Annotated in this window: 23 protein-coding genes; 6 read left to right on the forward strand and 17 right to left on the reverse strand. The window is 64.3% G+C overall.

The window, feature by feature from the left end:
- The first annotated feature begins 110 nt into the window (after nucleotides 1-110).
- From VFG17_RS14570 to VFG17_RS14580, 3 genes are all read left to right on the forward strand, one after another.
- A complete protein-coding gene (locus VFG17_RS14570; protein ID WP_325030096.1) occupies nucleotides 111-659 on the forward strand; it encodes a hypothetical protein in 549 nt (182 codons plus the stop codon).
- Nucleotides 660-742: 83 nt separating this feature from the next.
- Nucleotides 743-1,462, forward strand: a complete 720-nt coding sequence (cysE, locus tag VFG17_RS14575) for a serine O-acetyltransferase (RefSeq protein ID WP_325030097.1) — start codon at nucleotides 743-745, stop codon at nucleotides 1,460-1,462.
- Nucleotides 1,462-1,812: a DUF2794 domain-containing protein gene (locus VFG17_RS14580; protein ID WP_325030098.1), complete on the forward strand. Its 351-nt coding sequence runs from the start codon at nucleotides 1,462-1,464 to the stop codon at nucleotides 1,810-1,812. Before cysE ends, VFG17_RS14580 begins: the two co-directional genes overlap by 1 nt.
- 88 nt (nucleotides 1,813-1,900) lie before the next feature.
- Here the strand turns inward: VFG17_RS14580 and VFG17_RS14585 are convergent, their stop codons facing one another.
- The 7 genes from VFG17_RS14585 to VFG17_RS14615 form a co-directional block, all read right to left on the reverse strand.
- The gene (locus tag VFG17_RS14585) at nucleotides 1,901-3,415 is read right to left on the reverse strand and encodes a SulP family inorganic anion transporter (protein WP_325030099.1); all 1,515 of its coding nucleotides are present in this window, start codon (nucleotides 3,413-3,415) and stop codon (nucleotides 1,901-1,903) included.
- 2 nt (nucleotides 3,416-3,417) lie between these two features.
- Nucleotides 3,418-4,110 (reverse strand): carbonic anhydrase, encoded by a 693-nt coding sequence (locus VFG17_RS14590; RefSeq protein ID WP_325030100.1) that lies wholly within the window; start codon nucleotides 4,108-4,110, stop codon nucleotides 3,418-3,420.
- Between the two features lie 82 nt (nucleotides 4,111-4,192).
- Nucleotides 4,193-5,512 carry an ATP-binding protein gene (locus VFG17_RS14595; protein WP_325030101.1) on the reverse strand — a complete coding sequence of 440 codons (1,320 nt, stop codon included), beginning with the start codon at nucleotides 5,510-5,512 and terminating at the stop codon, nucleotides 4,193-4,195.
- Entirely contained in the window at nucleotides 5,509-6,219 is a 711-nt protein-coding gene (locus VFG17_RS14600) for a response regulator transcription factor (RefSeq protein ID WP_325030102.1), read from the reverse strand. The genes VFG17_RS14595 and VFG17_RS14600 overlap by 4 nt, the downstream gene beginning before the upstream one ends.
- Nucleotides 6,220-6,511: 292 nt before the next feature.
- Nucleotides 6,512-7,585, reverse strand: a complete 1,074-nt coding sequence (locus tag VFG17_RS14605; protein ID WP_325030103.1) for a hypothetical protein — start codon at nucleotides 7,583-7,585, stop codon at nucleotides 6,512-6,514.
- Nucleotides 7,586-7,662: 77 nt separating this feature from the next.
- Complete coding sequence (locus tag VFG17_RS14610) at nucleotides 7,663-8,331, reverse strand: DUF4328 domain-containing protein (RefSeq protein WP_325030104.1); 669 nt, start codon at nucleotides 8,329-8,331, stop codon at nucleotides 7,663-7,665.
- A 45-nt stretch (nucleotides 8,332-8,376) separates the two neighbouring features.
- Complete coding sequence (locus tag VFG17_RS14615; protein WP_325030105.1) at nucleotides 8,377-9,279, reverse strand: SDR family oxidoreductase; 903 nt, start codon at nucleotides 9,277-9,279, stop codon at nucleotides 8,377-8,379.
- 202 nt (nucleotides 9,280-9,481) lie between these two features.
- Between VFG17_RS14615 and VFG17_RS14620 the strand changes: the two genes are divergently transcribed.
- Nucleotides 9,482-10,840 carry an OprO/OprP family phosphate-selective porin gene (locus VFG17_RS14620; RefSeq protein ID WP_325030106.1) on the forward strand — a complete coding sequence of 453 codons (1,359 nt, stop codon included), beginning with the start codon at nucleotides 9,482-9,484 and terminating at the stop codon, nucleotides 10,838-10,840.
- Nucleotides 10,841-10,981: 141 nt separating this feature from the next.
- Here VFG17_RS14620 and phoB read toward each other — a convergent pair whose 3' ends face one another.
- The 8 genes from phoB to VFG17_RS14660 all read right to left on the reverse strand — a co-directional run bounded on the left by phoB (nucleotide 10,982) and on the right by VFG17_RS14660 (nucleotide 19,083).
- A complete protein-coding gene (gene phoB, locus VFG17_RS14625) occupies nucleotides 10,982-11,680 on the reverse strand; it encodes a phosphate regulon transcriptional regulator PhoB (protein ID WP_325030107.1) in 699 nt (232 codons plus the stop codon).
- Nucleotides 11,680-12,399, reverse strand: coding sequence for a phosphate signaling complex protein PhoU (phoU, locus tag VFG17_RS14630; RefSeq protein WP_325030108.1), 720 nt, complete (start codon nucleotides 12,397-12,399; stop codon nucleotides 11,680-11,682). The genes phoB and phoU overlap by 1 nt, the downstream gene beginning before the upstream one ends.
- A 25-nt stretch (nucleotides 12,400-12,424) precedes the next feature.
- The gene (pstB, locus tag VFG17_RS14635) at nucleotides 12,425-13,207 is read right to left on the reverse strand and encodes a phosphate ABC transporter ATP-binding protein PstB (protein ID WP_325030109.1); all 783 of its coding nucleotides are present in this window, start codon (nucleotides 13,205-13,207) and stop codon (nucleotides 12,425-12,427) included.
- Nucleotides 13,208-13,209: 2 nt separating this feature from the next.
- Nucleotides 13,210-14,466, reverse strand: a complete 1,257-nt coding sequence (gene pstA / locus VFG17_RS14640; protein WP_325030110.1) for a phosphate ABC transporter permease PstA — start codon at nucleotides 14,464-14,466, stop codon at nucleotides 13,210-13,212.
- Entirely contained in the window at nucleotides 14,459-15,835 is a 1,377-nt protein-coding gene (gene pstC / locus VFG17_RS14645) for a phosphate ABC transporter permease subunit PstC (protein WP_325030111.1), read from the reverse strand. The genes pstA and pstC overlap by 8 nt, the downstream gene beginning before the upstream one ends.
- 222 nt (nucleotides 15,836-16,057) lie before the next feature.
- Nucleotides 16,058-17,119, reverse strand: a complete 1,062-nt coding sequence (locus tag VFG17_RS14650; RefSeq protein WP_325030112.1) for a substrate-binding domain-containing protein — start codon at nucleotides 17,117-17,119, stop codon at nucleotides 16,058-16,060.
- A gap of 151 nt (nucleotides 17,120-17,270) precedes the next feature.
- Nucleotides 17,271-17,756 (reverse strand): hypothetical protein, encoded by a 486-nt coding sequence (locus tag VFG17_RS14655; RefSeq protein WP_325030113.1) that lies wholly within the window; start codon nucleotides 17,754-17,756, stop codon nucleotides 17,271-17,273.
- Nucleotides 17,757-17,820: 64 nt separating this feature from the next.
- Nucleotides 17,821-19,083, reverse strand: coding sequence for a DNA methyltransferase (locus tag VFG17_RS14660; protein WP_325030114.1), 1,263 nt, complete (start codon nucleotides 19,081-19,083; stop codon nucleotides 17,821-17,823).
- A 148-nt stretch (nucleotides 19,084-19,231) separates the two neighbouring features.
- On the opposite strand from VFG17_RS14660, the gene VFG17_RS14665 reads away from it, so the two are divergent.
- Nucleotides 19,232-19,399 (forward strand): hypothetical protein, encoded by a 168-nt coding sequence (locus tag VFG17_RS14665; protein ID WP_325030115.1) that lies wholly within the window; start codon nucleotides 19,232-19,234, stop codon nucleotides 19,397-19,399.
- Nucleotides 19,400-19,938: 539 nt separating this feature from the next.
- On the opposite strand, the gene VFG17_RS14670 is transcribed toward VFG17_RS14665, so the two are convergent.
- Entirely contained in the window at nucleotides 19,939-20,364 is a 426-nt protein-coding gene (locus VFG17_RS14670) for a nuclear transport factor 2 family protein (RefSeq protein ID WP_325030116.1), read from the reverse strand.
- Between the two features lie 46 nt (nucleotides 20,365-20,410).
- The gene (gene uvrA, locus VFG17_RS14675; protein WP_325030117.1) at nucleotides 20,411-23,305 is read right to left on the reverse strand and encodes an excinuclease ABC subunit UvrA; all 2,895 of its coding nucleotides are present in this window, start codon (nucleotides 23,303-23,305) and stop codon (nucleotides 20,411-20,413) included.
- 229 nt (nucleotides 23,306-23,534) lie between these two features.
- Here uvrA and VFG17_RS14680 point away from each other — a divergent pair, with 229 nt between their 5' ends.
- On the forward strand, nucleotides 23,535-25,616 hold the full coding sequence (locus tag VFG17_RS14680) for a M13 family metallopeptidase (protein ID WP_325030118.1): 2,082 nt from the start codon (nucleotides 23,535-23,537) through the stop codon (nucleotides 25,614-25,616).
- Nucleotides 25,617-25,627: the final 11 nt, after the last annotated feature.

Genomic DNA, 25,627 nt, shown 5'->3' on the forward strand with positions numbered 1-25,627 from the left:
AACCGACATCGGCCCCCGCCTTCGCGGGGGCGACGGTTGAGCAGAGCGCCTACCCCGACATGCGCGATCCGCGCGTCATGGTTGCGGTGCCTCGCGAGAGGCGCGCGGCCATGGCGGCGCTGTGGGGCCTCGCCGCGCGGCTGACCAAGCTGCTGCTCGACGCGCGCGAGCCGCTGATCGGCCAGATCAAGCTCGCCTGGTGGCGCGACATGGCGGCGATGATCGCGAACGCCCCGGCGGCGTTGCCCAAGGGCGAGCCCCTGCTCGCCGAGCTTCAGGCAAGCTGGGCGGGGCAGGGCGGGCTCGACGCGCTCGTCGATGCGGCGGAGGCGATGCTGCTCGCCGAAAGCGATGCCGAGCGGCGTGGCGCGTCCGAAAGCTTTGGCGCACACCTGTTTGCGCTGTCCGGCGGCACGCAGGCCGGCGGCGGGCGCTGGGGCCTGCTTTGGGGCGCCGGCGTCGTCGAAGCCGAACCCGAAGCAAGGGAGTTGCTGGGCGATGCCCGTAATTCAGCAGCGCCGGCGCGCCGCGATTTCGGCGGAAGCCGCGCGCTTCTGATGCTCGATCGCTGGGCTGCGGCGATCGCCAGCCATGACGGCGAACGGAATCCGCGCGTCGAAGGACTTCTCCTCCTGCGCATCGGGCTTTTCGGCCGCTGACGACGAAAAACGCGCCGGGGGTGGAAATGATGTCCCCGACCCTCTATCTTGGCGGCAACAAATAGGGTCGCAGGGGACATTGCATGTTCAACGGGCTGGTCGCCTATCTCGATTCGATCAAAGCGCGCGATCCCGCACCGCGGTCGCGCTGGGAAATATTGCTCTACCCGGGGCTGCTCGCGGTCGGCATGCACCGCGTCGCGCATTGGCTTTTCGAGGCGCGGCTGTTCTTCCTCGCGCGTTTCATCAATCACCTGTCGCGCTTCCTGACCGCGATCGACATCCATCCGGGTGCGACGATCGGGCAGCATCTCTTTATCGATCACGGCTTCGGCGTCGTGATCGGCGAGACCGCCGAGATCGGCGACAATGTCTCCATCTATCAGGGCGTGACGCTCGGCGGGACCGATCCCGCGAACGGCATCGGCGGCAAGCGCCACCCGACGCTCGCCAATGACGTGATCGTCGGTTCGGGGGCGCAGATCCTGGGCCCCGTCACGGTCCACGCGCGCGCCCGCGTCGGCGCCAATGCGGTGGTGACCAAGGACGTGCCAGAGGGCGCGGTGATGGTCGGCATTCCGGCGCGCTCGACCCTGCTCGATGCGACCGAATATGCCCGCGAATTCGTGCCCTATGGCACGCCGTGCAGCGAGACCTTCGACCCCGCGACGCAAAAGGTCGAACTGCTGCAATGCCAGCTCGATCAGATGCAGAAGCAGCTCGCGGCGCTGCTCGAAGAACGCGAGCTTGCCGCCGCCGATGACGAAGCGCTGCGGCGCAAAGGGAGCCGGAACCGGGCCTGATGGGGACCGTTACGCCTTTGCCGCTCGGGAATGGTCGGACGGCACCGCTGCAGACAGGCTTCGAGCGCCCCGAATTGATGCGCATCCTCGACCTTTACGGCCGCATGGTCGCGGCGGGGCATTGGCGCGATTATGCGATGGATTTCCACCGCGACGCCGCCATTTTCTCGGCCTTCCGCCGCGCCGCCGAGCGGCCCGAATATCGCATCGAAAAGCGCCCCGCCTTGCGGAGCCGGCAGGGCATGTGGGCCCTTGTCTCCGAAGCCGGGGCGATATTGAAACGCGGGGACGAGCTTTCGAATGTGCTCGCTCCGGTCGAACGCAAGCTGATGAAGCTGGTCGGAGACTAAGCGCCGCTGTTCCGGAAACGGCGAGTGTGGATCAGGCCTCTCTCTGGTCGCCTGACCCACACCCGTTCCTCCCGTAGGGGAGCTCTGATCAGGCTGTCGCGAGGCGCCGCAGCCTTTTGTCGTCACCCAGCAGCACCGTCGGACTGCCATGCGCCTTGCGGCGTGCGACCCAGTCGCGCAGCAGTTCGGCGCAGCTATGATCGAGCCCCGACAGCTGGCCGCAGTCGATCGTGACCGCCCTGTCGCGCGGGATCGAACCCAGCGTGTCTTCCAGCTTGGGAAGCTGGACGAAGGTTGCCGAGCCCGACAGGCTGACGCGCGTCCCTTCCGCATTGTCCGAATGATCCACCTTGAGCCGCAGGCGGCGGACATGGGGGATGAGTTCGACGAGCGAGAAGAGGATGCCGACGATCACGCCGGTTAGCAGGTCGACCGCGACCACCAGCACGAGCGTCGTTGCCCAGATGACCACGGGCAGCACGCCATGATGCTTGAGCAGCTCGCGGGCATGGTCGAGCTTGACCAGCCGCCAGCCGGTCACGACAAGCACCGCGCCGAGCGTCGCCATCGGCATCGCACGCATCACCGACGGCAGCAGCGCGACGAAGGCGAGGATCCAGACACCGTGCATGATCGTCGAGCGACGCGACACGGCGCCGGCCTGGACGTTCGCCGAGCTGCGGACGATGACGCCCGTCATCGGCAGCGCGCCGACGCCGCCACACAGCATGTTGCCGACGCCCTGCGCGCGCAGTTCCTTGTTGAAATCGCTGCGCGGACCATCGTGCATCTTGTCGACCGCCGCCGCCGACAGCAAAGTCTCGGCACTGGCGATGAACGCGACCGCGATGGCGGCGGCAATGATTTCGGGCGTCAGCCAGCTGGCGAAGGCCGTCGGCGGGGTGATCGCGGAGAGGATCGAATCGGGCACTTCGACGCGCGCCACATTCATGTTCAGGACCAGCGCGATCACCGTGCCCGCGACGACGCCGAGCAGCGCGCCGGGGACGAGGTGCATCGAGGCCGGACGCCACTTTTCCCACGCGAGCATGACGCCGATCGTGATGCCGGCGATCAGTAGCGCGAGTTCGGCGCCGCCGGGACTGCTCGCGTTGATGCCCAGCAGGCGGCCCGGCATCGCGGCGATATTTTCAAGACCGCTTGCGAGAGGCTTGGCGTCGAACAGGACGTGGAACTGGCCGATGACGATCAACACGCCGATGCCCGCGAGCATGCCGTGGACGACCGCGGGCGAAATCGCGCGGAACCAGCCGCCGAGTTTCGCCACGCCCGCGATAAGCTGGACGGCGCCCGCGATGAGCAGGATGGGGCCGAGCGCCTCCATCCCCTGCGTGCGGACGAGTTCGAACACGATCACCGCGAGGCCAGCGGCGGGGCCGCTGACCTGGAGGGGAGAACCGGCGATCATGCCGACGACGATCCCGCCGATGATGCCTGTCATCAGGCCTTTTTCGGGCGGGAGGCCGGATGCGACGGCGATGCCCATGCACAGCGGCATCGCGACGAGAAACACGACGATCGACGCCGCGAAATCGCGCGAAAAGCCGCTGGCCGAGCTGGCGGGGAGAGCCTGGCTCGCCATGTTCAGGCCGCCTGCGCCGGGCGCTGGTGCATCGCGAGGCGCTGCGCCGCGGCGAGCGCGACGGGCAGGGGCTCGTTGGCGCGGATCGGAACGAACTGCCCGCTGGCGCCGTCGAGACCCATTACCTCGCCGAGGTGAATGTCGACGAACCAGCCGTGCAGCGAAATCTCGCCGCGCGCGATACCCGCGGCGACCGACGGATGGGTGCGCAGGTGCGCAAGCTGGACGACGATATTCTCGAGGCTCGCGGCGCGGACGAGGCCGGCATCGTCGAGGTCGGCATAGCCCGACCGCACGACATGTTCAGCGGCATGGCTATGGCGCAGCCAGGCGGCGACATTCGGCATGCCTTCCATCATGTGCGGGTTCATCAGCGCCTTCATCGCGCCGCAGTCCGAATGGCCGCAGACGATGATGTCGCGCACGCCGAGCGCCGCGACGGCATATTCGACCGTCGACGACACGCCGCCATTTTGCGTCGCAAAGGGCGGGACGATGTTGCCGGCGTTGCGGCAGACGAACATGTCTCCGGGTTCGGCCTGCATGACATGTTCGGGCGCCACGCGGCTGTCCGCGCAGGAGATCATCAGCGCCTTCGGGCTCTGGCCGTCGGCGACAAGCTTGGCGAACAGGTCGTTGCGGCTGGGGAAGACGCGCTTTTCGAAATCGAACACGCGTCCGATCAGATCGTTCATGAAACCACTCCTTGCTGGTTGGTTTCACGCACATGGCGATCGAACTTTGCTGCGGTGCAGCGTTAATGTAACGAAATGTTGCTCAGGCGGCGGGCAGACGCAGGCGTGCGGCCAAACCCCCGAGATGGCTCTGCCCAAGCTCCAGCGAGCCGCCGTGCATCCGGGCAATGCGGTCGACGATCGACAGGCCGAGCCCGAAACCCCCGGTGTCGCGCGCCCGCGCGCTGTCGAGCCGCGCGAACGGCTGCACCGCTTCTTCGCGCAGATGTTCGGGGATGCCGGGGCCGTCGTCGGCGACCTCAATTTCGATCCTTCGGTCGCCGCTGCGCAGCCGTACCTCGATCTCGTTCCCGAAGCGCAGCGCATTGCCGACGAGGTTGAGGAGCGCGCGCTTGATCGCGATGCCATGCACCGAAAGCACCAGATGATCGGGCCCGGCATAGCGGACGCGATGCCCACGGTCGCTCGCCTCGTCGGCGGCGGTCGCGCACATCACCGCGATGTCGGTCGGCGCCACGGGTTCGGTCGGATCGTCGATATCGCCCGAGAGATAAGCGAGCAGCGAGTCGATCATGCGCTCCATCTCGCCGATATCCTGCTCCATCGCGAGCGAGACCGACGGATCCGCGACGCTGTCGGCGCGCAGCCGCAGCCGCGCCAGCGGCGTGCGGAAGTCATGCCCGACCGCCGCCAGCGCCTGGGTGCGATCGGCGATCATCGCGGTGATACGGTGCTGCATGTCGTTGAAAGCGTCGATGACCTTCCGGACCTCCGCAGGACCGCGCAACGGGACGTCAACGAAATCGCGCTTGCCGAGCGTCTCGGCCGCGCGCGTCAAATCGCGCATAGGGCGGAGCGTATGGCGGATGAGCAAGCTGGCGAGCAGCACGAGCGCGATCGCCGGAACCAGCGTCTGCAAGGTGCGGAACAATGTCAGGTCGAGCTTGCGGACATGGTCGCGTGCGCTGAAACTCACCCAGCTCCCGTCGTTCAGCCGGATCGCGCCCGAAATCGTGCTGTGGAGTCCCGGCGACTGGAGATAGAGGCGCAGGTCGCGTTCCTGTATTTCGGGTTCCCAGTCGAGGATCTGCCGCGTGATCTGGTTGAGCTTGGGCGACACCGGCGGCGGATTGACCAGCCGTTCCTGCCAGACGAGATGATAGCGGGTGGTCGTCAGTTCGGACGCCACCGTGTCGCGCTGCGACCGCGGCGCTTCCTCGATCAGCTTGCCCGACAGGACGAGATGTTCGGCAAGCCGCCGCGCCTTGTCGCCGTTGATCGAAAACTGGCTCGCGCGTTCGTATAGGAACATGCTCGCGGCACTTTCGAGCAGCACCGCGGCGAACAGGATCGCGACGATCTGTCCGAACAGGCCGAACCCGCGCTTTTCGAACAGGCTCAAAGCCGCTCCACGGGGACGTTGAGCATATAGCCGATGCCGCGGACGGTCATGATCGGTGCCGGCTTGCCGGAGCTCGACAATTTGCGCCGCAGGCGGCTGATGAGCACGTCGATGCTGCGGTCCGAGCTGTCGCCCAGCCGGGTGCGCGACAATTCGATCAGCCGTTCGCGCGCGATGACGCGCTGGGCATTGTCGCACAGGCTGACGAGCAGGTCGAACTCGGCGCCGGTCAGTTCGACCGCGGCGCCATCGGGCGAGGTCAGCTGACGCCGGGGCAGATCGGCGGTCCAGTCGTTGAAGCGGATCAGGCCGCGCTCGCGGTCCGCCACCGGCCGCTCGATCGCGTGGCGCCGCAGCACGGCGCGTACGCGCGCGACGAGTTCGCGAACCCCGAACGGCTTCGCGAGATAATCGTCGGCGCCGAGCTCGAGCCCGACGATTCGGTCGGTCTCGGTCCCTTTCGCCGACAGGAAGATGATCGGAACGTCGCTCGTCCGCCGGACTTCGCGGCAGATGTCGATCCCCGACGTGCCGGGCAGCATGATGTCGAGGAGCAGCAGGTCGGCGGGCGCCGCCCGCAGTGCGTCCCACATCTGCGGCGCGGTGCCGGCGGTGCGGACGATATAACCATGTTCCTGGAGCGCGCGCGCGGTCAGGGTTCGGATCGGAGGATCATCCTCCACCATCAAGATATTCGGCGGTGTCATCGCTTCACCTGGGAGAGGGGCACATTCCTTGACCCGGACCCGCCCGTCCGTGCCGTGTTGCTGGGGTGCAGGAACGCCTTGCCGTTGCGGCGTAGGCGAAAGCACGGTCCACAGGATGCTGAGCCCTGCGGATCCGCGCTTCTCTTACCGTGCCTCACCGTTCAGGCAAGGGGGCGAATCGTTTCTCGGCACTGGCGACCGAAACGGGGACGATAAAAAGGGCCCCGGCCGTTTGGCCGGGGCCCTAGAAAACCGGCTCGCAAGGTGGAAGCCGGTGTGCTGCGGGTTCTTCCTATCCCTGCGCCGCGACGCCGGCGGTACGGACGGTCGCGGGCAGCTGGTTCGCCAGATCGTCGGGCAGCACGCCGACGACGACCGCGCGTGCATTCTGCCAGAAGGCCGAAAGCAGCAGCAGCGCCGATCCGATGACGAAGGCGGTCAGCGCGACATTGAGCTCGACCGCGCCGAAGGTGCGGAACAGCTGCGTCATCGCGAAGAGCACATAGGCGAGCGCCGAGACGAGCAGCGCGCGGCGGTCGATAGCGAGTGCGATGAGACCGAAGACGATATAGACGCCGATCACCAGCACCGCGGCGCCGCTGCCGATGTCGCTGCCGTCGGTGACGCCGAGCAGATGGAACACCGGATGCGCAATCATCGGCGCGGCGAGCAGGTGGAGCCAGAAGGCGACGTCGCTGCGGCGCGTCTGGCGCACCCGGTCGCTGCGGTCCCACCACATGGCGAGCGCGAAGACGCCGATCCCGGCGATGAGCACGAGGATCATCGGCAGCGTGCCATCGGGGCTGGGCATTCCGGTGATCGCGAGCACGAGGGCCACGGCCGTGGCGGCGAGCGCGGCGGTGCCGGCGGCGACGGTGATCGGCACCATGAAGCGTTTCCAGTGCGCCCAGGTCGCCGCGGCGGTGATCAGCGCCATCGCGCCGACCAGGATCGCGCCGACGGTTTCGCTGGGGCTATGCCCGAAAATAACCTCGCCATGGCGGACGAGGAAACCGACCATCGTCGCGAAGACCCCGCCCGAAAAGGCGAGGACGAGCACGATGCTGGGGAGCGCCATGCGGCGTTTGCGGGTAAAATATTCGGCGAGGAACCAGGCCGACGCCGCGACGAAGGCGCCGCCGAGCGCGGTGTGGATCGACGCGCCGATCCACCCGACCGCGACGAGCAGGATGACCGCCGCGATGCTGACGAAAATATCGTTGAAGCCGGTGATGAGGCGGAATGATTCCTCGTCCGCTCCGGGGGTGGCGCGAACCGACGCGATATGCGACCGGAACGCCGTTGCAGCCTCCGGTGTCAGAACCTTCGCATCGACCGCGGCTTGCAGGTCGCTTTCACTATACATCGGGGTCGTCCTTCTGTCCGATCCCCTTGCCCCAAAGTGCTTTTAGCAGGACTGTGTTAGTGTTGCAATACGATAAATCAGGCGAAGATATGCGCCGAGGTCAGCCGTTCCTGCTGCGCGCGCGTGGTTCGGTCGACCAGTCGATAGGCGAGCGGATAGAGCGCCAGGCTGACCACAGATGAAAGTATTTCGAGCTCAAGCACACTACGGAATTCCTCCGCCGTATCGGCCTTCAGGCTGAGCCGGAATACATAGTTGGCTACGATCGAGGTGATGATCCAGCAAGCCCACCAGAGGGTGAGAAAGCCGTTGCCGCGATCGAGGTCGCCCGTCTCGTTGCCGTGGCTGGCGTTCCAAATCTGGCGCATCGCGCCAAAGGGTTTGAAGAAGTTGGCGATCGGAACGAAATGCCAGCCGACGGCCCAGCCGGGCGTATAGCGGAAACCCGGAACCGACGCCGCGTCGACATTGGCCGCGGCGCGATAGATCCACATCCCGAAAACGACATAGGTAAGGATCAGGATCAGCCAGTTGGCGAGCAGAACCGCGGCGTAAAGACCCTCGGCATTGTCCAGATCGGCATTGTCCAGGTTGATCAGTCCCTGGAGTTCAGCGATCTCGCCGACGAGCATCGCGATCAGCGACAACAGGCCCGCTACCAGCAGCGCCTTCACGATCTTCGCCCGTCGCGCCAAAAGGTCGATGCCTTCGGCCAGCCCCATTTCGGCCATGTCATTCCCCCGCATGGGGCGCGCCGCCCCCGGCGCCCCTCATGCGGGAGTGTATCAGGCTCAGCCCAGCGCCATCAATGCCTTCATGACGTTCATCGACTGTTCGCTGCCTGACTGCGGCACGGTCTCGCCATTGCGGTCGATGATCTTCTCCCACGCGGCCGCGACGCCCTCGGGAGTGCGTTCGCCTTCGGGGAGCGCGACGCCGGGGGTCATGGTGACATAGGCGGCGTGGAACGCGCCCGCGCCCGCGCCGACGATCATGTTGGTCGGCGCATCCTCGCTGACCAGATAGAGCGCGGCGGGGACGACATTCTCGGGCGTGAACTTCTCGAACAGCTCGGCCGGGAAAATGTCTTCGGTCATGCGCGTGCCCGCGACGGGCGCGATCGTGTTGCAGCGGATATTATATTTCGCGCCTTCGAGGTGGAGTGTCTTGGTCAGCCCCGCGAGCCCCAGCTTCGCCGCGCCGTAATTCGCCTGCCCGAAATTGCCGTAAAGGCCGGTCGACGAGGCGGTCATCAGGATGCGGCCATAGGCCTGCTCACGCATCAGGTCCCAGCATGCCTTGGTGACGTTGGCGCTGCCGCTGACATGCACCTTCAGCACCAGGTCGAAATCGGCGGGCTCCATCTTGGCGAAGCTCTTGTCGCGCAGGATGCCGGCGTTGTTGATCAGGACGTGGACGCCGCCCCATTCTTCCTTCGCCTTGGCGACCATTTCGACCATCTGCTCATATTCGGTGACGCTGCCGCCGTTGGACATGGCGGTGCCGCCGGCGGCGCGGATTTCCTCGACGACCTGCAGCGCGGCGTCCGAATGGCCGGTGCCGTCGCGCGATCCGCCGAGGTCGTTGACGACGACTTTGGCGCCGCGCCGGGCGAGTTCGAGCGCATAGGCGCGGCCAAGGCCGCCGCCGGCGCCGGTGACAATGGCAACGCGGCCGTCAAATTTGATCGTCATGATGGTCTCCCGGAAAAGGGGTGAAGGGTTGTCAATGAAAACGCGACCGTCCTTAGCCGTTCGTTCGGGGCAGGCAAGGGGGATGACCACGCCGGAAAAAAGAGCTTTGTCGCCAAATTGTCATTTTGGTGACGCCGGATTGTCATATACCAGCAATATTAGCGCCACGAACCCGTGACCCTTTCCCAATGGAGCTTCGTTCATGCGCCGTGCCCTCACCACCGCCCTGCTGGCGACGTCGATGTTCAGCCTGCCGGGGGTGGCACATGCGCAGGCGATGACCGCCGAGGAAGCCGCGGCGCTGCGGGCCGAACTTGCGGCTTTGAAAGCGCAGGTCCAGACGCTCGAAGCGCGGCTCGATGCGGCGACCGCCGAGCCTGCGCCCGCTCCGCTTCCCACGCCGACGCCGCCATCGGTCACCGCCAAGCCCGCGACCGAGATAAGCTGGAAGGGGGCACCCGAATTGAAGACCGCCGATGGCTGGAGTTTCAAACCGCGCGGCCGCATGCAGTTCGACATGGCGGGCATCGACGCGCCCGCGGGCGTGCTGGGAACGCGTGGCGGTTTGACGAGCGAAATCCGCCGGGTGTTTCTGGGCGTCGATGGCAAGATTCCGGGCGGTTTTTCGTACCGGCTGGAAGCCGATTTCGCCGGTGGTTCGGCCGAACTGACCGACGTATACCTGACTTATGGCAAAGGACCATGGTCGGTCACGATGGGGCACGTCAGACACTTTACCTCGCTCGAAGACGTGACGAGCGATTTGTTCACCAGCTTTACCGAGCGTGCCGCCTTTGTGCCGGCCTTTGGTTTTGAACGCCGCGTTGGCGTGGGAGCCCAATATAAGGGAAAGCAGCTCCTCGCACAGGCGGGCGTCTTTGGTGACGATGCCAACAGTCTTCTGGACGATAAGAACAACAGCATCAGCGCCGACGGGCGCCTGGTGTGGATGCCCAAGTTCGGCAAAACCCAGCTTCATCTGGGCGGGTCGGTCCATTTTCGCGATTTCAACGACCTGTCGTCGACCGCGCGCTATCGCGCCCGGCCCTTTGTCCACACGACCGACGTGCGTCTGGTCGATACCGGCGACATCAGCGCCACGGGAGAGAACGGCTATGGGCTGGAGGCTGCGTTGGTGTCGGGGCCGTTCCATGCGTCGGGCGAAGCCTTCTGGCAGACGATGAAGCGCCCCGGCCTTGCCGACCCGACCTTCTTCGGCGGCTATGCGGAAGTCGGCATGTTGCTGACCCCCGGCGACAGCCGCAGTTACAAGGATGGATCGTTCGACCGGCTAAGGCCGTCGAAACCGATCACCGAAGGCGGGATTGGGGCGATCGAGATCAATGCGCGCTACGATTACCTCGACCTCAACGACGGTGCGATTGTCGGCGGACGCCAGCGCATCGCATTGCTGGGGGTGATGTGGGCGCCGATCGACTATGTCCGCGTGATCGCCAACTATGGCCGGGTCCAGATCGACGACGCCGCGATCGCCAGCGCAACGGGCGACCGCGATTATTCGGCAGACGTGTTCGGGCTGCGGACCCAACTCGACTTCTGAGCATCGGCGGCTTTGGGGTGGGAAGCTACCATCTTCCAATCTCGTCATCCCGCACTTGATCCGGGATCCACCGCCGCGCCGAAGTCATGGACCCCGGATCAAGTCCGGGGTGACGATGAAAGACAGGTCAGCCCGCTCCGATCAAACGCTCTTTCCCGCATCCAGCGCATAACCCGCCGAGCGCACCGTGCGGATGATGTCGCTCGTGCCCGGCAGGTTGATCGCCTTGCGCAGCCGCCGGATATGGACGTCGACGGTCCTGAGCTCGATGTCGCTGTCCTGACCCCAGACGCTGTCGAGCAATTGCCCGCGCGAGAAGACGCGGCCCGGATGCTCCATGAAATGGCGGAGCAGGCGGAATTCGGTCGGCCCCATCGCGACGATCTGGCCACCCCGCACCACCTTGTGCGCGACCGAGTCGAGTTCGATGTCGGCATAGGTCAGCATCTCGCCGGCGAGCGCGGGGCGCAGGCGGCGGAGCACCGCCGACACGCGCGCCACCAGCTCGCGCGGGCTGAACGGTTTGGTGACATAATCGTCGGCGCCGGTTTCGAGGCCGCGGATGCGGTCCTCTTCCTCGCCGCGTGCGGTGAGCATGATGATCGGGACATTCGCCGATTTGGGATTGCGGCGGAGGCGCCGGCAAACCTCGATCCCCGGCAGGCTCTCGATCATCCAGTCGAGCAGGACGATATCGGGAACGCGTTCCTCGACGAGGATCAGCGCCTGTTCGCCGTCGGGGGTCTGGCGGACCGAAAAGCCCTCGCGCGCGAAATGCCAGACGATGAGCTCGGCGATCGCCTCGTCATCCTCGATCAGCAGAAGGTCGGGCTGCGGCATCAGCCTTGCTCCTGCTCCGCGGCGCCATCTTCGGGCTGTTCGCCGCGCTCGCGTTCCTCCATCCGCTCGCCGGTGACGACATAATGGACCATCTCGGCGATGTTGGTCGCATGGTCGCCCATGCGTTCGAGGTTCTTGGCGACGAACAGCAAATGCGCGCTTTCCGAGATATATTTCGGATTTTCCATCATGAAGGTGACGAGCGTGCGAAAGATGCTGTTGTAGAAATCGTCGACATTCTTGTCGCGCACCGTCACGCGCACCGCGAGTTCGGCGTCGCGCGCGGCGAAGCTGTCGAGCGCGTCGTGGATCAGCTCGACGACGATCGACGACATCGAGGTGAGGAGCGGGATCGCCTCGATCGACCGCGTCTGGTCCATCAGCGCAACGCGCTTGGCGATGTTCTTCGCATAGTCGCCGATGCGTTCGACGACCGACACGATCTTCAGCGCCGCGATCATCTCGCGCAAATCGTCGGCCATCGGGGCGCGGAGCGCAATCGTCTGCACCGCGAGCTGCTCGACTTCGGCTTCCAGCGCGTCGATCTTCTTGTCGTCGCGCACGACTTGCGCCGCGAGGTCGAGGTCGCCCTTGCTGAGCGCGGTCATCGCCTGGAGCAGCGCCTGTTCGGCGCGCCCGCCCATCTCGCTGATCAGCCCGCGCAGGCGGTTGAGGTCCTCGTCGAAGGCTTTGACCGTATGATCATTCGTTAGTGCCATCGTTTTCGTCCTAATGCGCTACGGATCAACCGTAGCGGCCCGTGATATAGTCCTTGGTGCGTTCCTGCCGCGGGTTGGTGAAGATGTCGGTGGTCTTGCCGTACTCGACCAACGTCCCGAGGTGGAAAAAGGCGGTGCGCTGCGACACGCGGGCCGCCTGCTGCATATTGTGCGTGACGATCACGATCGCATATTTGCCGCGCAGCTCGTGGATCAGCTCCTCGATTTTCGCGGTGGCGATCGGGTCGAGCGCCGAACAGGGCTCGTCCATCAAAATGACTTCGGGGTCGACCGCGATCGCGCGCGCGATGCACAGGCGCTGCTGCTGGCCGCCCGACAGCGCGGTGCCGCTTTCGCCCAGCCGGTCCTTGACCTCGTCCCACAGGCCGGCGCGCACCAGCGCGCGCTCGACGATGACGTCGAGCTCGGCCTTCGACGGCGCGAGGCCGTGGATGCGCGGACCGTAACCGACATTGTCATAGATCGACTTGGGAAAGGGGTTCGGTTTCTGGAACACCATGCCGACGCGCGCGCGGAGCTGCACGACGTCCATCGACGGCGCGTAAATATCCTCGCCGTCAAGCTCGATCCGCCCCGTGACCTTCGCGCTCGCGACGGTGTCGTTCATGCGGTTCAGCGAGCGCAGAAAGGTCGACTTGCCGCAGCCCGACGGGCCGATGAACGCGGTGACGAGGTCGGTGCCGACGTCGATCGACACATCGTTGATCGCCTGTTTCTCGCCGTAAAAGACGTTGACGCCCTGCGCGCGCATCTTGGGGTCGGCGATAGTGAGATCGTCTTGGGTCATATTCACCAGCGTTTTTCGAATTTGTTGCGAAGATAGATCGCAAAGGCGTTCATCGACAGGAGCACGATAAGCAGCACGATGATCGCGGCGGAGGTTTTCTCGACAAAGCCCCGGTCGACTTCGTCCGACCAGAGGAAGATCTGCATCGGCAGCACGGTCGAGGGCGAGCAGATGCCGCCGGGCACGTCGCCGATAAAGGCGCGCATCCCGACGAGGAGCAGCGGCGCGGTCTCACCCAGCGCGCGCGCCATGCCGATGATCGTGCCGGTGAGGATTCCGGGCAGCGCGAGCGGCAAGACATGATGGAACACCACCTGCACGGGGCTCGCGCCCACGCCCAGCGCAGCATCGCGGATCGACGGCGGCACCGACTTGATCGCGTTGCGGCTGGCGATCACGATCACCGGCATCGTCATCAGCGCGAGCGTCAGCCCGCCGACGAGCGGGCTCGCCTGACACAGGCCGAACCAGTTGATGAACACCGCGAGCGCGAGCAGGCCGAAGATGATCGAGGGCACCGCGGCCAGGTTGTTGATCGACACTTCGATGAGGTCGGTCCAGCGGTTCTTCGGTGCATATTCTTCCAGATAGAGCGCCGCGAGCACGCCGGTCGGAAAGGCGATCAGAAAGGCGATGAAGATCGTCAGCACCGATCCCTTCAATGCACCCCAGATCCCCGCGACCGCGGGGTCGGTGGCGTCAGCATTCTTGAAGAAGGCCCAGTGGATGCCGGTCGACAGCTTGCCGTCCTTCTCCAGCGCATCGACCCGCGCGCCGAGCGCGCCCTTGCCGCCATCCTTCGCGGCCATATCGACTTCGCTCGACGCGGGCAGTTCGAACAGCGTCTCGCCGTCGAGCAATTCGGGATCGGCCTTGATCGCGCTGCGCACTTCCTTCCACGCATTTTCGCTGATCAGCGCCGACCCGCCGTCGCCCAGCGCCTCGTCGGCGGCAAAGGCGACGATGTCGGCCAGCCCCGCGTTCGCGATCACCTGATCGGCGTCGGCATCGCCCAGCCGCGCTTTGTCGATCGTCAGCGGCATCGCCTTGAAATCAACCGGCACCGCGACATGCGTATAGGTAAAGCCGCGCGCGCCGTTGCCGACCATCACGAACAGCAGGAAGGCGAGGAACGCCCCCGATAGCAGCACCGCGCCCAGCCCCATCAGCTTGAAGCGGCGCTCGGCGGCGTAGCGGCCCGCGATGCGCTTCTGCATCGCCGCGCCCTTCCAGTCGGTGGGGGAAGTTTCCCTATTCATATGCTTCCCGATATTTCTTGACGATGCGCAGCGCGACGATGTTGAGCAGCAGCGTGACGAGGAAGAGCACGAGCCCGAGCGCGAAGGCTGCGAGCGTCTTGGCGCTGTCGAACTCCTGATCGCCGGTGAGCAATTTCACGATCTGCGCGGTTACGGTGGTGACGCTGGCAAAGGGGTTGGCGGTCATATTCGCCGACAGGCCCGCCGCCATCACCACGATCATCGTCTCGCCGATCGCGCGGCTGACCGCGAGCAATATGCCACCCATCACGCCCGGAAGCGCGGCGGGGATCAGCACCTGACGGATCGTCTCGTTCGGCGTTGCCCCCAAGGCAAGGCTGCCGTCGCGCATCGCCTGCGGCACCGCGTTGATGCTGTCGTCGGCCATCGAGGAGACGAAGGGGATGATCATCACCCCCATCACGATCCCCGCGGCGAGCGCGCTTTCGGTCGAGGCGTTGGGAATGCCCAGCATCACCGCGAACTCGCGCAGCGCCGGCGCCACCGTCAGCGCGGCGAAATAGCCGTAAACGACCGTCGGTACGCCCGCGAGGATCTCGAGCAAGGGCTTCACCCATTTGCGCACCGCGGGCGCGGCATATTGGGTGAGGTAGACCGCGGTCATCATCCCGATCGGGATCGCGACGATCATCGCGATGATCGCGCCGATCAGCACGGTGCCCCAGAACAGCGGAATGCCGCCGAAGGTGTCGGGCTGCGGCGCGCCGCTCGTCGGCGCCCACGTCGTCCCGACCAGCAATTCGGCGGGCGAGACGAGGCGGAAGAAACGGATCGATTCAAAGAGCAGCGACAGCACGATGCCGAAGGTCGTCAGGATCGCGACGAGCGATGCGAGCAGCAACAGCATCATCACGATCTTTTCGACGCGGCTCCGCGCGCGGAAATCGGGGCGGATGCGCGTGAAGGCATAAAGCCCGCCCGCGAGCGCCAGCGCCAGCATCGCCGCGATGCCGATCCACGCATATTTGTGGCTCGCTTGCGAATAGGGCTTCACCAGCGGCGCCGCGGCGGGCAGCCGCACCTCGGCCTGCCGCCCTTGCGCGACATTGCGCGCGTCGGACAATATCGCGCCGCGCTCGAACCCGAATTCGGGCAGGCTCTGCGCCGCTTCGGTCGTCAGCACCTGATTGGTGATCAGCGCGGGCGACACCGACGACCAGACGGCAAGGAACAGCGCCGCGGGCGCGAACAGCCACAGCGCGACATACCAGCCATGATATTGCGGGCGCGAGTGCAGCTTCGCCTGCGCGCGCCCGGCGAGCAGGTTCGACCGCGCCCGGCCGGCGAGCCAGCCGATCAGGGCAAGGCCTGCGATCAAAAGCAAAAGGGCGGCGGCGTTGAAGGTCACATGCGTCTCTTAACCTGTCCCCAATTCCATTCGCCCTGAGCTTGTCGAAGCCTGTCCTGAGCGACTGACAAGTCAGTCGAAGGGGGCCGTTCTTGTCTTCAACCGAAGAGGAAAAAGGACGGTGCTTCGACAAGCTCAGCACGAACGGGGAAGGGGAGTCCAACGTCAGAAAAAACGGCGGCCGGACAGGGCGAACCCGCCCGGCCACCAGCGGGAGGAAACTTACTTCAGTTCCGCACCATCCAGCGCGGTCATATTCTTGCCGTTCGCCGCCGCGGTGTCGGCGATCGCTTTCGGCGACACGATCAGCCCCTTGGCGTTGAGGTAACCGCCGTCGGCCGCGCCCTTCAGGAACTCGGCGACATATTCGGCGAGCCCGGGGACGACACCGACATGCGCCTTCTTCACATAGATGTAGAGCGGGCGCGAACCGGGATAGCTGCCGTCGGCGATCGCCGCATAGGTCGGCGCGACGCCCTGCACCGGAACCGCCTTGATCTTGTCCTTGTTCGCATCGAGATAGCTGAAGCCAAAGATGCCGAGGCTGGTCGGGTTCTTGTCGAGCTTCGAGATGATGAGGTTATCATTCTCGCCCTGCTCGACATAATAGGGCGAACCGCGCAGCGTCGTGCACACCGCCTCATGCTTGTCCTTGTCGCTGTCCTTCAGCGCCTTCATTTCGGCATTGGCGTCGCAGCCGGTGCCGAGGATCAGCTCCTTGAACGCGTCATAAGTGCCGCTCGTCGACGGCGGACCAAAGACCGAGATCGCGACCGCGGGCAGCGCCGGGTTCACGTCCTTCCACGTCTTCGCGGTGTTGGGCTTGCCATAGGGGTTCGCCGCGAGCGCCTTATAGACGTCTTCCTCGGTCAGCTCGAAACCCGGACCGCGCGCCGCCTCACCCAGCGCGATGCCATCGATGCCGATCTGGACTTCGACGATGTCCTTCACGCCGTTCGCGACGCAGCTGTCATATTCCTTCTTCTTCATGCGGCGCGATGCGTTCGCGATGTCGGGCGTGTCGCCGCCAACGCCGGCGCAAAAGCGCTCGAAGCCGCCGCCGGTGCCTGTGCTGTCGATCTTCGGCGTCTTGTTGCCCGTCGCCTCGGCGAACTTCTCGCCAACCGTGGTGGCAAAGGGGTAGACGGTCGAGGACCCGACCGCGCTGATATAAGCGCGCGCACCGCCGCCCGAAGACGCCTGATCCTGACACGCGGACAGCGCCAGCGCGCATGTGGCGGCGCCAGCGACGCCGAGCATCTTGGTAGCGAATTTCTGCAGCATCGAAAAATCCTGTCGAGGGTCGTTACCGAACCAAGCCGCCACCCCCGCGGCGACTCGCTGGGTGCCCAATGGGGGTTTTGTGTGACGTGTTTGTGACAGGGGGTGTCATGGAAGTGTCATGATCCGGCCGTGTCGAATGCCCTAGCATCTTTTACGGGTGGACGATGTCTTCCAAGAGCGAATTGACGAAGGTGTTTCTTGATACTTTCGCGTTCTTGCCGAGTATCCCTGCTCTATACCAACGCTCCACATTGGCTACCGGGACTACGTAGATCGGCACACTTGGAAATAAAGTAATGTCGGAAAGAATGTAGCCTCGAATGTTCTGGAGCTTAGCGAGGAATCCTGCTTCCTCAAAATAGCGGCCTTTCCCAACCTGGGCCGATGGATTGAAATAGACACCACCCCTTGTGATCGAACGCACCTCCCAAAGTCCTCCGTCCGGCGCGCGCAAATCATATCCAGCGCCCTCGGTCGGTGCCAGATCCCAACCTTCATGTGCCCATTTCAATCTACGTTCTATGATGAATGACGCACGACGACCATCGGTCATGAATTCATGGACATCTTCTGGCTGCACGCCAAACGCCTGCGCGAGTTGTGCGCAGTCAAATTCGATTTCAAACATATTGTCCATATAGCCCTCCGCTCAGAAGGGCGGATTAGGACTGATCACGGGAAGAGTCGAATCACCTTTGTCTTTAATGACGCTGCAAAAGGACAATTCGGTTTGTGTTAGTCCCCTTATTGTTGTTTCCGACGCCCCAGCAATTCGCTGTCTTCGTAAACTCTTGCTGGTTGATCATCACGCCGAGCCGCTTAAATGGCAGCCCTTCGGCAGCCTCCCAAACGAGGCGCTCCAAGAGGACCTTTCCGTTTCGGACCTCACCAACCTCAAACGCGACCAAGCCTTTCGACTTCAAAACGCGCGCCTGTTCGATCAAAACGGATCGCACCATGTTGCGCCATGCCAATTCGCCTTTGTGCATCGAAATCGAAATAGCTTCGACGTCAATTCCCGCGAACCAGCACCGCAACCAGTTGTCATCAGCATATTGGACGACGTCAAGGAAAGGCGGTGACGTGACGGTCAGGGCGACCGACGCATCGGCGATGGTAGGCAAATATTCCGCTTGGCCACATAACAGATCAAAGTCGCAAATTGGGGATGGCGGGCAATCTCGTAGCAGCGATCGCGACTTTTTGAGAATCAACGCCGTAATGTCACGCACAACAGGCGTTTGGTTCCGTTTTTCATTGATCTTCAGTTGCGATGATATGCTGACCGCCTGATTAGGTGGCAACGAGTAAACAGAGAAAAATCCGTTGGAGTGACCGGTCAACCGATTGATCGCGACCATTCGAATCCAATCCCAAACTGGATCAGGGCAATGATTATCCAACGGAGCAACCTGCAATAAATGTTCCCTGAGAACGCAGATGTGCCGGAGAGTCTGGGGATGATAAAAGGCCAACAGATCGTCGCGAACTTCACAAGGGACGGACCAGTTGATTGATCGAAGCGCGGCCGCCACTTCGGAAAGCGGCGGCACTCGCAATCTGGGACGGGTCAGCAGCCTTGACAACGGATTCACATCGTTGCCGAGAGGTCGGCGGCCCATCAACGCGGCTTGAACCGGGGTGGTTCCGCGACCCATGAACGGATCTAGAACATGATCGCCGGCTGCCGTAGCGCGACTAATGAAGAATTCTGGTAGTTGGGGCTTGAAGCAGGCTCGATAGCTTACCTCATGGATCGAATGAGCCTTTCGTTGACCCGACGTCCAGAACTCGTTGATCAGATACGGGATGCCCGCTTCATCGATCCGCTCGGTTCGTGCACCAAAGTCGGCGAACGACGAAATCTGGTCGATGATATTGCCCGATCGTTGCGGTTCCTGAACGTCGATAGGAAACAGATCGTCAAAATGTGCGAGTGCTCTCAATGCGAGGGGATGCTCCATAGGCTCTCTCCATAACTGCTCCATGTCTAGAACATTGAGAGAACGAAACTTCAATCATTTTGAATGATATGCCATCCAAACTGGATGAATAAAACTAACATGCGACATCCGTTTACGTCCACCAACTTGTGAAAGAAAAGGCAAGACGATGATCCTCATCACCGGCCACGCCATCCTCACCCCCGAGCATCGCGAGCGCATGATCGCGCTCGGCGCCGAGCATAGCGCGCGGTCCCGCATCGAACCGGGGTGTCTGACGCATCATTGCCATGTCGATGTCGAAAACGACCTGCGCCTCGTCTTCGTCGAGGAATAGGAGAGTGTCGATGCGGTCCGCGCCCATTTCGCGCTGCCCGCATCGCGCGCCTTCGTCGCGGAGATGCGTGCGCTCTCGCCCGAGCCGCCCGCGATCCGCATCCATGCCGCCGAGGATATCACCGCGACGCTGATGGGGTAAATCTCCCCTCCCATTTATGGGAGGGGTCGGGGGAGGGCATGTCCCAATCGCGCGTGGGCGGAATGCTCTACAGCCCCTCCCCAAACCCCTCCCGCAAGCGGGAGGGCTTCGAGAAAAAAGCGCTGTCCTACATTATCGCGCCGTGCCAGCGTGCCCGCCGCTCTTTCGCATCGTCGGCAACCGCAAGTCCGTGCCAGCGTCCCTCGCGCACACACGGTCGGGGGCATCAACCTCGTCGATTTCCGCTCGGCGGGTATCATTATACCGGAGGGGAATGACAAGTTTGACAACTTTGGAATGATATTGCGTGCGCGCGCCATCGCGGGATGGAGCCGACCCGGCGAATGTTGATCGCGATCGACCCGCCGTCGGCGGTGTCGCGCCCGGTCCGGCGGGGATCACTGGACCGCGGTGGTCTTGGCGACGACGCGCCACCCGGCATCGGTGCGATAGAGCAGCAGCTGGTCGATATAGAGATCGCCGCCGAAATGCAGTTCATAGGTGACCGCGCTCATCGACGGCGTCGCGTCGTGGCGGTCGAGGATGCGCCCGGTGGCGGCCGGATCGGGCCGCGCCGCCCAGTCGCCGAGCACCTCGGCGAAGCGCCGGCACCCGATCGGTGCCGCGCCGTCGCGCGCCAGCGTGCAAAACTGCCCGTCGGGCAGGAACAGCGCCTCCAGCACCTCGACGCGCCCGCTGCGCAGTCCGCCGACATAAGCCTCAAGCGCCGCTTCGGGCGAAGCCGGTGCGGCGGGGGGCGGGGGCTCCGCCGCGGCCAGCGCCGCGAGGATGGGAAGGGCAAGGTGCACAGGATCGAGGGGCATCGCATGAAACTCCCGCTGTCGTGCGCCGTCTGTAACCTGCCGCGCGCTATTTCTCCAGCAGCGGCGCCAGATATTGCCCGGTGAAGCTGCGCTTCGCCTTCACCACCTGTTCGGGCGTCCCCGCGGCGACGATTTCGCCGCCCTTGACCCCGCCTTCGGGGCCGAGGTCGACGATCCAGTCGGCGGTCTTGATGACGTCGAGATTATGCTCGATCACCACGACGCTGTTGCCTTGCTCGACGAGTTGTTGCAGCACTTCGAGCAGCTTGCGCACATCCTCGAAATGCAGGCCCGTGGTCGGCTCGTCGAGGATGTAGAGCGTCTGTCCGGTCGAGCGCCGCGACAGCTCCTTGGCGAGCTTCACCCGCTGCGCCTCGCCGCCCGACAGCGTCGTCGCCTGTTGCCCGACCTTGATATAACCGAGCCCGACGCGGACGAGCATCGCCATCTTGTCGCGGATCGCGGGCACCGCCTTGAAGAAGTCCGCCGCATCCTCGACCGTCATGTCGAGCACGTCGGCGATGCTCATCCCCTTGAACTTCACCTCGAGCGTTTCGCGGTTGTAGCGTTTGCCGTGGCACGTCTCGCACGTCACATAGACGTCGGGCAGGAAGTGCATCTCGATCTTGATCAGCCCGTCGCCGGTGCAGGTTTCGCAGCGACCGCCCTTGACGTTGAAGCTGAAACGCCCGGGCTTGTACCCGCGCGCCTGGCTTTCGGGCAGCCCCGCGAACCAGTCGCGGATGATCGTGAAGGCGCCCGTGTATGTCGCGGGGTTCGAGCGCGGGGTGCGGCCGATCGGCGACTGGTCGATGTCGATCACCTTGTCGCAATGTTCGAGCCCGGTGAGGCTGTCGTGCGGCCCCGCGATCATGCGCGCGCCGTTGAGCGTCCGCGCCGCGCTGGCGTAGAGCGTGTCGATGATCAGGCTCGACTTGCCGCTGCCCGACAGGCCGGTGACGCAGGTGAAGGTGCCGAGCGGGATCTTCGCGGTGACATTCTGCAGATTGTTCGCCCGCGCGCCCTTGAGCACGAGGTCGAAGCCGTTGCCGGGGCGGCGGTGCTTGGGCACCTCGATCTTCTTTGCGCCGGTCAGATACGCCGCGGTCAGGCTCTTCGTGTTCGCGAGCACTTCGCCCAGCGTCCCCTCGGCGACGATCTCGCCGCCGTGAACGCCCGCGCCGGGGCCCATGTCGACGACATAATCGGCGTGGCGGATAGCATCCTCGTCGTGCTCGACGACGATGACGGTGTTGCCGAGGTCGCGGAGGCGCTTCAGCGTCGCGAGCAGCCGGTCGTTGTCGCGCTGGTGCAGCCCGATGCTCGGCTCGTCGAGGACGTAGAGCACGCCCGAAAGGCCGCTGCCGATCTGCGAGGCGAGGCGGATGCGCTGGCTCTCGCCGCCGCTGAGCGTGCCGCTGGTGCGGTTGAGATTGAGATAGTCGAGCCCGACATTGTTGAGGAAACCGAGGCGTTCGTTGATCTCTTTCAGGATCGCTTTCGCAATCTGTCGCTGCGTGTCGTTCAGCTTCGCGTCGAGCGTGCTGAACCAGCCGAGGGCGTCGGCGACCGACCGCTGCGCCGACAGGCTGATATTCTCGCCCGCGATCTTCACCGCGAGCGGTTCGGGGCGCAGCCGCGCGCCGTGGCACGTCTCGCAAGGATGCGGCGCCTGATATTTGCTCAGTTCCTCGCGCATCCACGCGCTTTCGGTCTGCAGCAGGCGGCGGTTGAGGTTGCCGATGACACCCTCGAACGCCTTGTGCGTCGTATAGGTGCGTTTGCCGTCCTTGAAGGTCAGCTCGACGGGCTTGCCGCCGCTGCCGTAGAGGATGATCAACTGCACCTCGCCGGGCAAATCCTGCCAGGGCGTCGTCAGATCGAAGCCATAGGCTTTGCCGAGGCTTTCGAGTACCTGCATATAGTAAGGCGAGGGCGGGTTCGATTTCGCCCACGGCACCACCGCGCCCTTTTTGAGGCTGAGCGCATGGTTCGGCACGACGAGATCGGGGTCGAACTCCTGCCGCTCGCCGAGCCCGTCGCACGCGGGGCAGGCGCCCTGCGGCGCGTTGAAGCTGAACAGCCGCGGCTCGATCTCGGCGATCGTGAAGCCCGAAACGGGGCAGGCGAATTTCTCGGAGAAAATCAGACGGTTGGCGGGAATGCCCGCGCCCTTCATCGCCCCGCCGGTATCCTCTTCCTCGCGCCCCGGCACCGGGCCGTCGGCGAGGTCGACATAGGCGAGACCTTCGGCAAGCTTCAGCGCGGTCTCGAAGCTGTCGGCGAGCCGCGTTTCGAGGCCTTCGCGCACCGCGACACGGTCGACGACCACCTCAATGTCATGCTTGTATTTCTTGTCGAGCGCCGGCGCGTCGCCGATCTCGTAAAACTCGCCGTCGAGGCGGACGCGCGTGAAGCCGTCCTTCTGCCACTGCGCGAGTTCCTTTTTATACTCGCCCTTGCGGCCCCGCACGACGGGCGCGAGCAGATAGGCGCGCGTGCCCTCGGGCAATTCCATCACGCGATCGACCATCTGGCTGACTGTCTGCGCCGAAATCGGCTCGCCCGTCGCGGGCGAATAGGGGATGCCGACGCGCGCCCAGAGCAGGCGCATATAGTCGTAGATTTCGGTCACCGTCGCGACGGTCGAGCGCGGATTCCGGCTCGTCGTCTTCTGCTCGATGCTGATCGCCGGCGACAGCCCGTCGATATGCTCGACATCGGGCTTCTGCATCATCTCGAGAAACTGGCGCGCATAGGCCGACAGGCTCTCGACGTAGCGCCTTTGGCCCTCGGCATAGATGGTGTCGAAGGCGAGCGACGATTTGCCGCTGCCTGACAGGCCGGTGATGACGATCAGCGCGTCGCGCGGCAGGTCGACATCGACGCCTTTGAGATTATGCTCGCGCGCGCCGCGAACCTTGATGTGGGTGAGACTCATGGGAGAGGTTTGTTCCAGATTTGTTCTGATGGCGCAAGAGCGGTTTACGCCCGTTCACCGCATAGATAGGGGGCCGGATGCGAGGCCGCAATGCGGTCGTTTCCACCAACCCCACAAAGGCTTCGACCAGCGTCGGGCCGCTCGCTTGACCCTCCGGCGTGGCGGGCGGACAAGGATGGCCATGCGCGCCGCGTCCACACGCGGCGCCGGGGAACGGGAGACTGGGGATATGAAGAATTTCACTTCGAGCGTCGCGGGACTGGCGATGGCGGTAGCGTTGATTACAACACCGGCGTTGGCGAACGATAGCAATGCGAGCGACGCACTCAAGGCGCCGGCTGACGTTGGCGAGGCAGGTTCGTCGGCGGAAAGCGCGCTGACGGCGCTGACGTTCGGTAAGTGGGGCGTCGATCTGGGCGCGCGCGACACCTCGGTGAAGCCGGGTGACGATTTCGATAAATATGCGAACGGCGGCTGGTTCGCTCGCACCGAAATCCCGGCCGACCAGGCCTCGGCGGGGGTCGATTATGACGTCTATAACCTTACCCAGCGCCAGCTTCGCCAGCTTGTCACGAGCGCGCCGGCCACGAGTCAGGTCGGCGGCCTTTACCAGAGCTTCATGGACGAGGCGCGGGTCGAGGCGCTGGGGACAAAGCCGCTGATGGCGGACATCGCCGCGGTCGCCGCGATCAAGGACAAGCACGCTATGGCGCGTTTCATGGGCGAAACGCAGGGCACCTTCGGCTCGACGATCGTCAGCGGCGGTCCTTACGCGGACACCGCCGACCCGACCGTCAACGTCCTGTGGCTGGGCCAAGCGGGGATCGGCCTGCCCGAGCGCGACTATTATCTCAATGACAGCTTCAAGCCGCAGCGCGACGCCTATCGCGCCTATATCGCGCGGACGATGAAGATGGCGGGCAATGCCGATCCCGAAAAGGCGGCCGACGCGATCATGGCGTTCGAGACCGAGATCGCGAAGGTCAGCTGGGCGATCGCCGATCGCCGCGACATCGGCAAGATCAACAACCCGATGTCGTCGGACGAGCTCGCCGCTTATGCGCCGGGGCTCGACTGGAAGGCGTGGTTCGATGGCGCCGGCATCGCGCCGCAGAAACGCATCATCGTTAATGAGAAGACCGCGATACGCGATATCGCGGCGCTCTATGCCAAGACGCCGCTCGACACCATCAAGCTGTGGCAGCAGTTCCACGTCGCCGACAATGCGGCGCCCTATCTCGACAAGGCGTTCGTCGACAGCCGCTTCGAATATACCAAGGCGCTGAGCGGGGTCGGCGAGCTGCGTCCGCGCTGGAAACGCGGGCTGACGATCGTCGACGGCGGCCTCGGCGAGTTGGTCGGCGAAACCTATTCGAAGCAATATTTTCCGGCGAGCGCCAAAGCCAAGATGGAGAGGCTCGTCGCGAACCTGAAGCTCGCGATGGGCGATCGTATCCGGGCCAATAGCTGGATGGCGCCCGCCACGAAGGATGCGGCGCTCGCGAAGCTCGCGAAGATGGACGTGATGGTCGGCTATCCCGACAAATGGCGTGACTATTCGGGGCTGAAGATCGACCCCGCCGACCTTTACGGCAATGTGAAGCGGAGCTCGGCCTTCGAATATGCCTATGCGCTGTCGGACCTGAACAAGCCGGTCGATCGCAAGAAATGGGCGATGAACCCGCAGACGGTGAACGCCTATAATGGCGGGCTCGAGAACAAGATCGTGTTTCCGGCTGGCATCCTGCAGGCGCCCTATTTCAGCGAGAGCGTCGATGATGCGGTCAATTACGGCGCGATCGGCGCGGTGATCGGCCATGAGATCACGCACGGCTTTGACGATCAGGGCCGCAAGATCGATGCCGAGGGCGCGGTGCGCGACTGGTGGACGGCGGAGGACGCCGCGCGCTTCGATGCGCAGGCGAAGGCGTTCGGCGCGCAATATGCGACTTATGAGGCGGCGCCCGGCGCCTTCATCAATCCCGAGCTGACGATGGGCGAGAATATCGCCGATCTGGCGGGGCTGGAGGTCGCCTATGACGCCTATCACCGCTCGCTGAACGGTAAGGAGGCCCCGGTGATCGATGGCCTGACCGGCGATCAGCGCTTCTTCCTCGCCTTTGCGCAGGCCTGGCGCGACAAGGCGCGCGAGGATGCGATCAAGCAACAGGTGGCGAGCGACCCGCACAGCCCCGCGCGCTGGCGCATCATCGGTCCCGTGCGCAACGTCGATGCGTGGTACAAGGCGTTCGGGGTCGACGCGGGCGCCAAATATTATCTGACGCCCGAGGCGCGCACGAAAATCTGGTAGTCCTGAGGCCC

The sequence above is a fragment of the Sphingopyxis sp. genome (assembly GCF_035686825.1).
Classification (GTDB): domain Bacteria; phylum Pseudomonadota; class Alphaproteobacteria; order Sphingomonadales; family Sphingomonadaceae; genus Sphingopyxis.

Coding starts and splice junctions, on each gene's coding strand:
- VFG17_RS14570 (WP_325030096.1), top strand. CDS start 111: ATGGCGGCGCTGTGGGGCCTCGCCGCGCGGCTGACCAAGCTGCTGCTC.
- VFG17_RS14615 (WP_325030105.1), bottom strand. CDS start 9,279: ATGACGATCAAATTTGACGGCCGCGTTGCCATTGTCACCGGCGCCGGC.
- VFG17_RS14585 (WP_325030099.1), bottom strand. CDS start 3,415: ATGGCGAGCCAGGCTCTCCCCGCCAGCTCGGCCAGCGGCTTTTCGCGC.
- VFG17_RS14670 (WP_325030116.1), bottom strand. CDS start 20,364: ATGCCCCTCGATCCTGTGCACCTTGCCCTTCCCATCCTCGCGGCGCTG.
- phoU (WP_325030108.1), bottom strand. CDS start 12,399: ATGGCACTAACGAATGATCATACGGTCAAAGCCTTCGACGAGGACCTC.
- VFG17_RS14680 (WP_325030118.1), top strand. CDS start 23,535: ATGAAGAATTTCACTTCGAGCGTCGCGGGACTGGCGATGGCGGTAGCG.
- pstB (WP_325030109.1), bottom strand. CDS start 13,207: ATGACCCAAGACGATCTCACTATCGCCGACCCCAAGATGCGCGCGCAG.
- VFG17_RS14590 (WP_325030100.1), bottom strand. CDS start 4,110: ATGAACGATCTGATCGGACGCGTGTTCGATTTCGAAAAGCGCGTCTTC.
- cysE (WP_325030097.1), top strand. CDS start 743: ATGTTCAACGGGCTGGTCGCCTATCTCGATTCGATCAAAGCGCGCGAT.
- uvrA (WP_325030117.1), bottom strand. CDS start 23,305: ATGAGTCTCACCCACATCAAGGTTCGCGGCGCGCGCGAGCATAATCTC.
- VFG17_RS14580 (WP_325030098.1), top strand. CDS start 1,462: ATGGGGACCGTTACGCCTTTGCCGCTCGGGAATGGTCGGACGGCACCG.
- VFG17_RS14620 (WP_325030106.1), top strand. CDS start 9,482: ATGCGCCGTGCCCTCACCACCGCCCTGCTGGCGACGTCGATGTTCAGC.
- VFG17_RS14655 (WP_325030113.1), bottom strand. CDS start 17,756: ATGGACAATATGTTTGAAATCGAATTTGACTGCGCACAACTCGCGCAG.
- VFG17_RS14665 (WP_325030115.1), top strand. CDS start 19,232: ATGATCCTCATCACCGGCCACGCCATCCTCACCCCCGAGCATCGCGAG.
- VFG17_RS14660 (WP_325030114.1), bottom strand. CDS start 19,083: ATGGAGCATCCCCTCGCATTGAGAGCACTCGCACATTTTGACGATCTG.
- VFG17_RS14650 (WP_325030112.1), bottom strand. CDS start 17,119: ATGCTGCAGAAATTCGCTACCAAGATGCTCGGCGTCGCTGGCGCCGCC.
- VFG17_RS14605 (WP_325030103.1), bottom strand. CDS start 7,585: ATGTATAGTGAAAGCGACCTGCAAGCCGCGGTCGATGCGAAGGTTCTG.
- phoB (WP_325030107.1), bottom strand. CDS start 11,680: ATGCCGCAGCCCGACCTTCTGCTGATCGAGGATGACGAGGCGATCGCC.
- pstA (WP_325030110.1), bottom strand. CDS start 14,466: ATGAATAGGGAAACTTCCCCCACCGACTGGAAGGGCGCGGCGATGCAG.
- VFG17_RS14610 (WP_325030104.1), bottom strand. CDS start 8,331: ATGCGGGGGAATGACATGGCCGAAATGGGGCTGGCCGAAGGCATCGAC.
- VFG17_RS14600 (WP_325030102.1), bottom strand. CDS start 6,219: ATGACACCGCCGAATATCTTGATGGTGGAGGATGATCCTCCGATCCGA.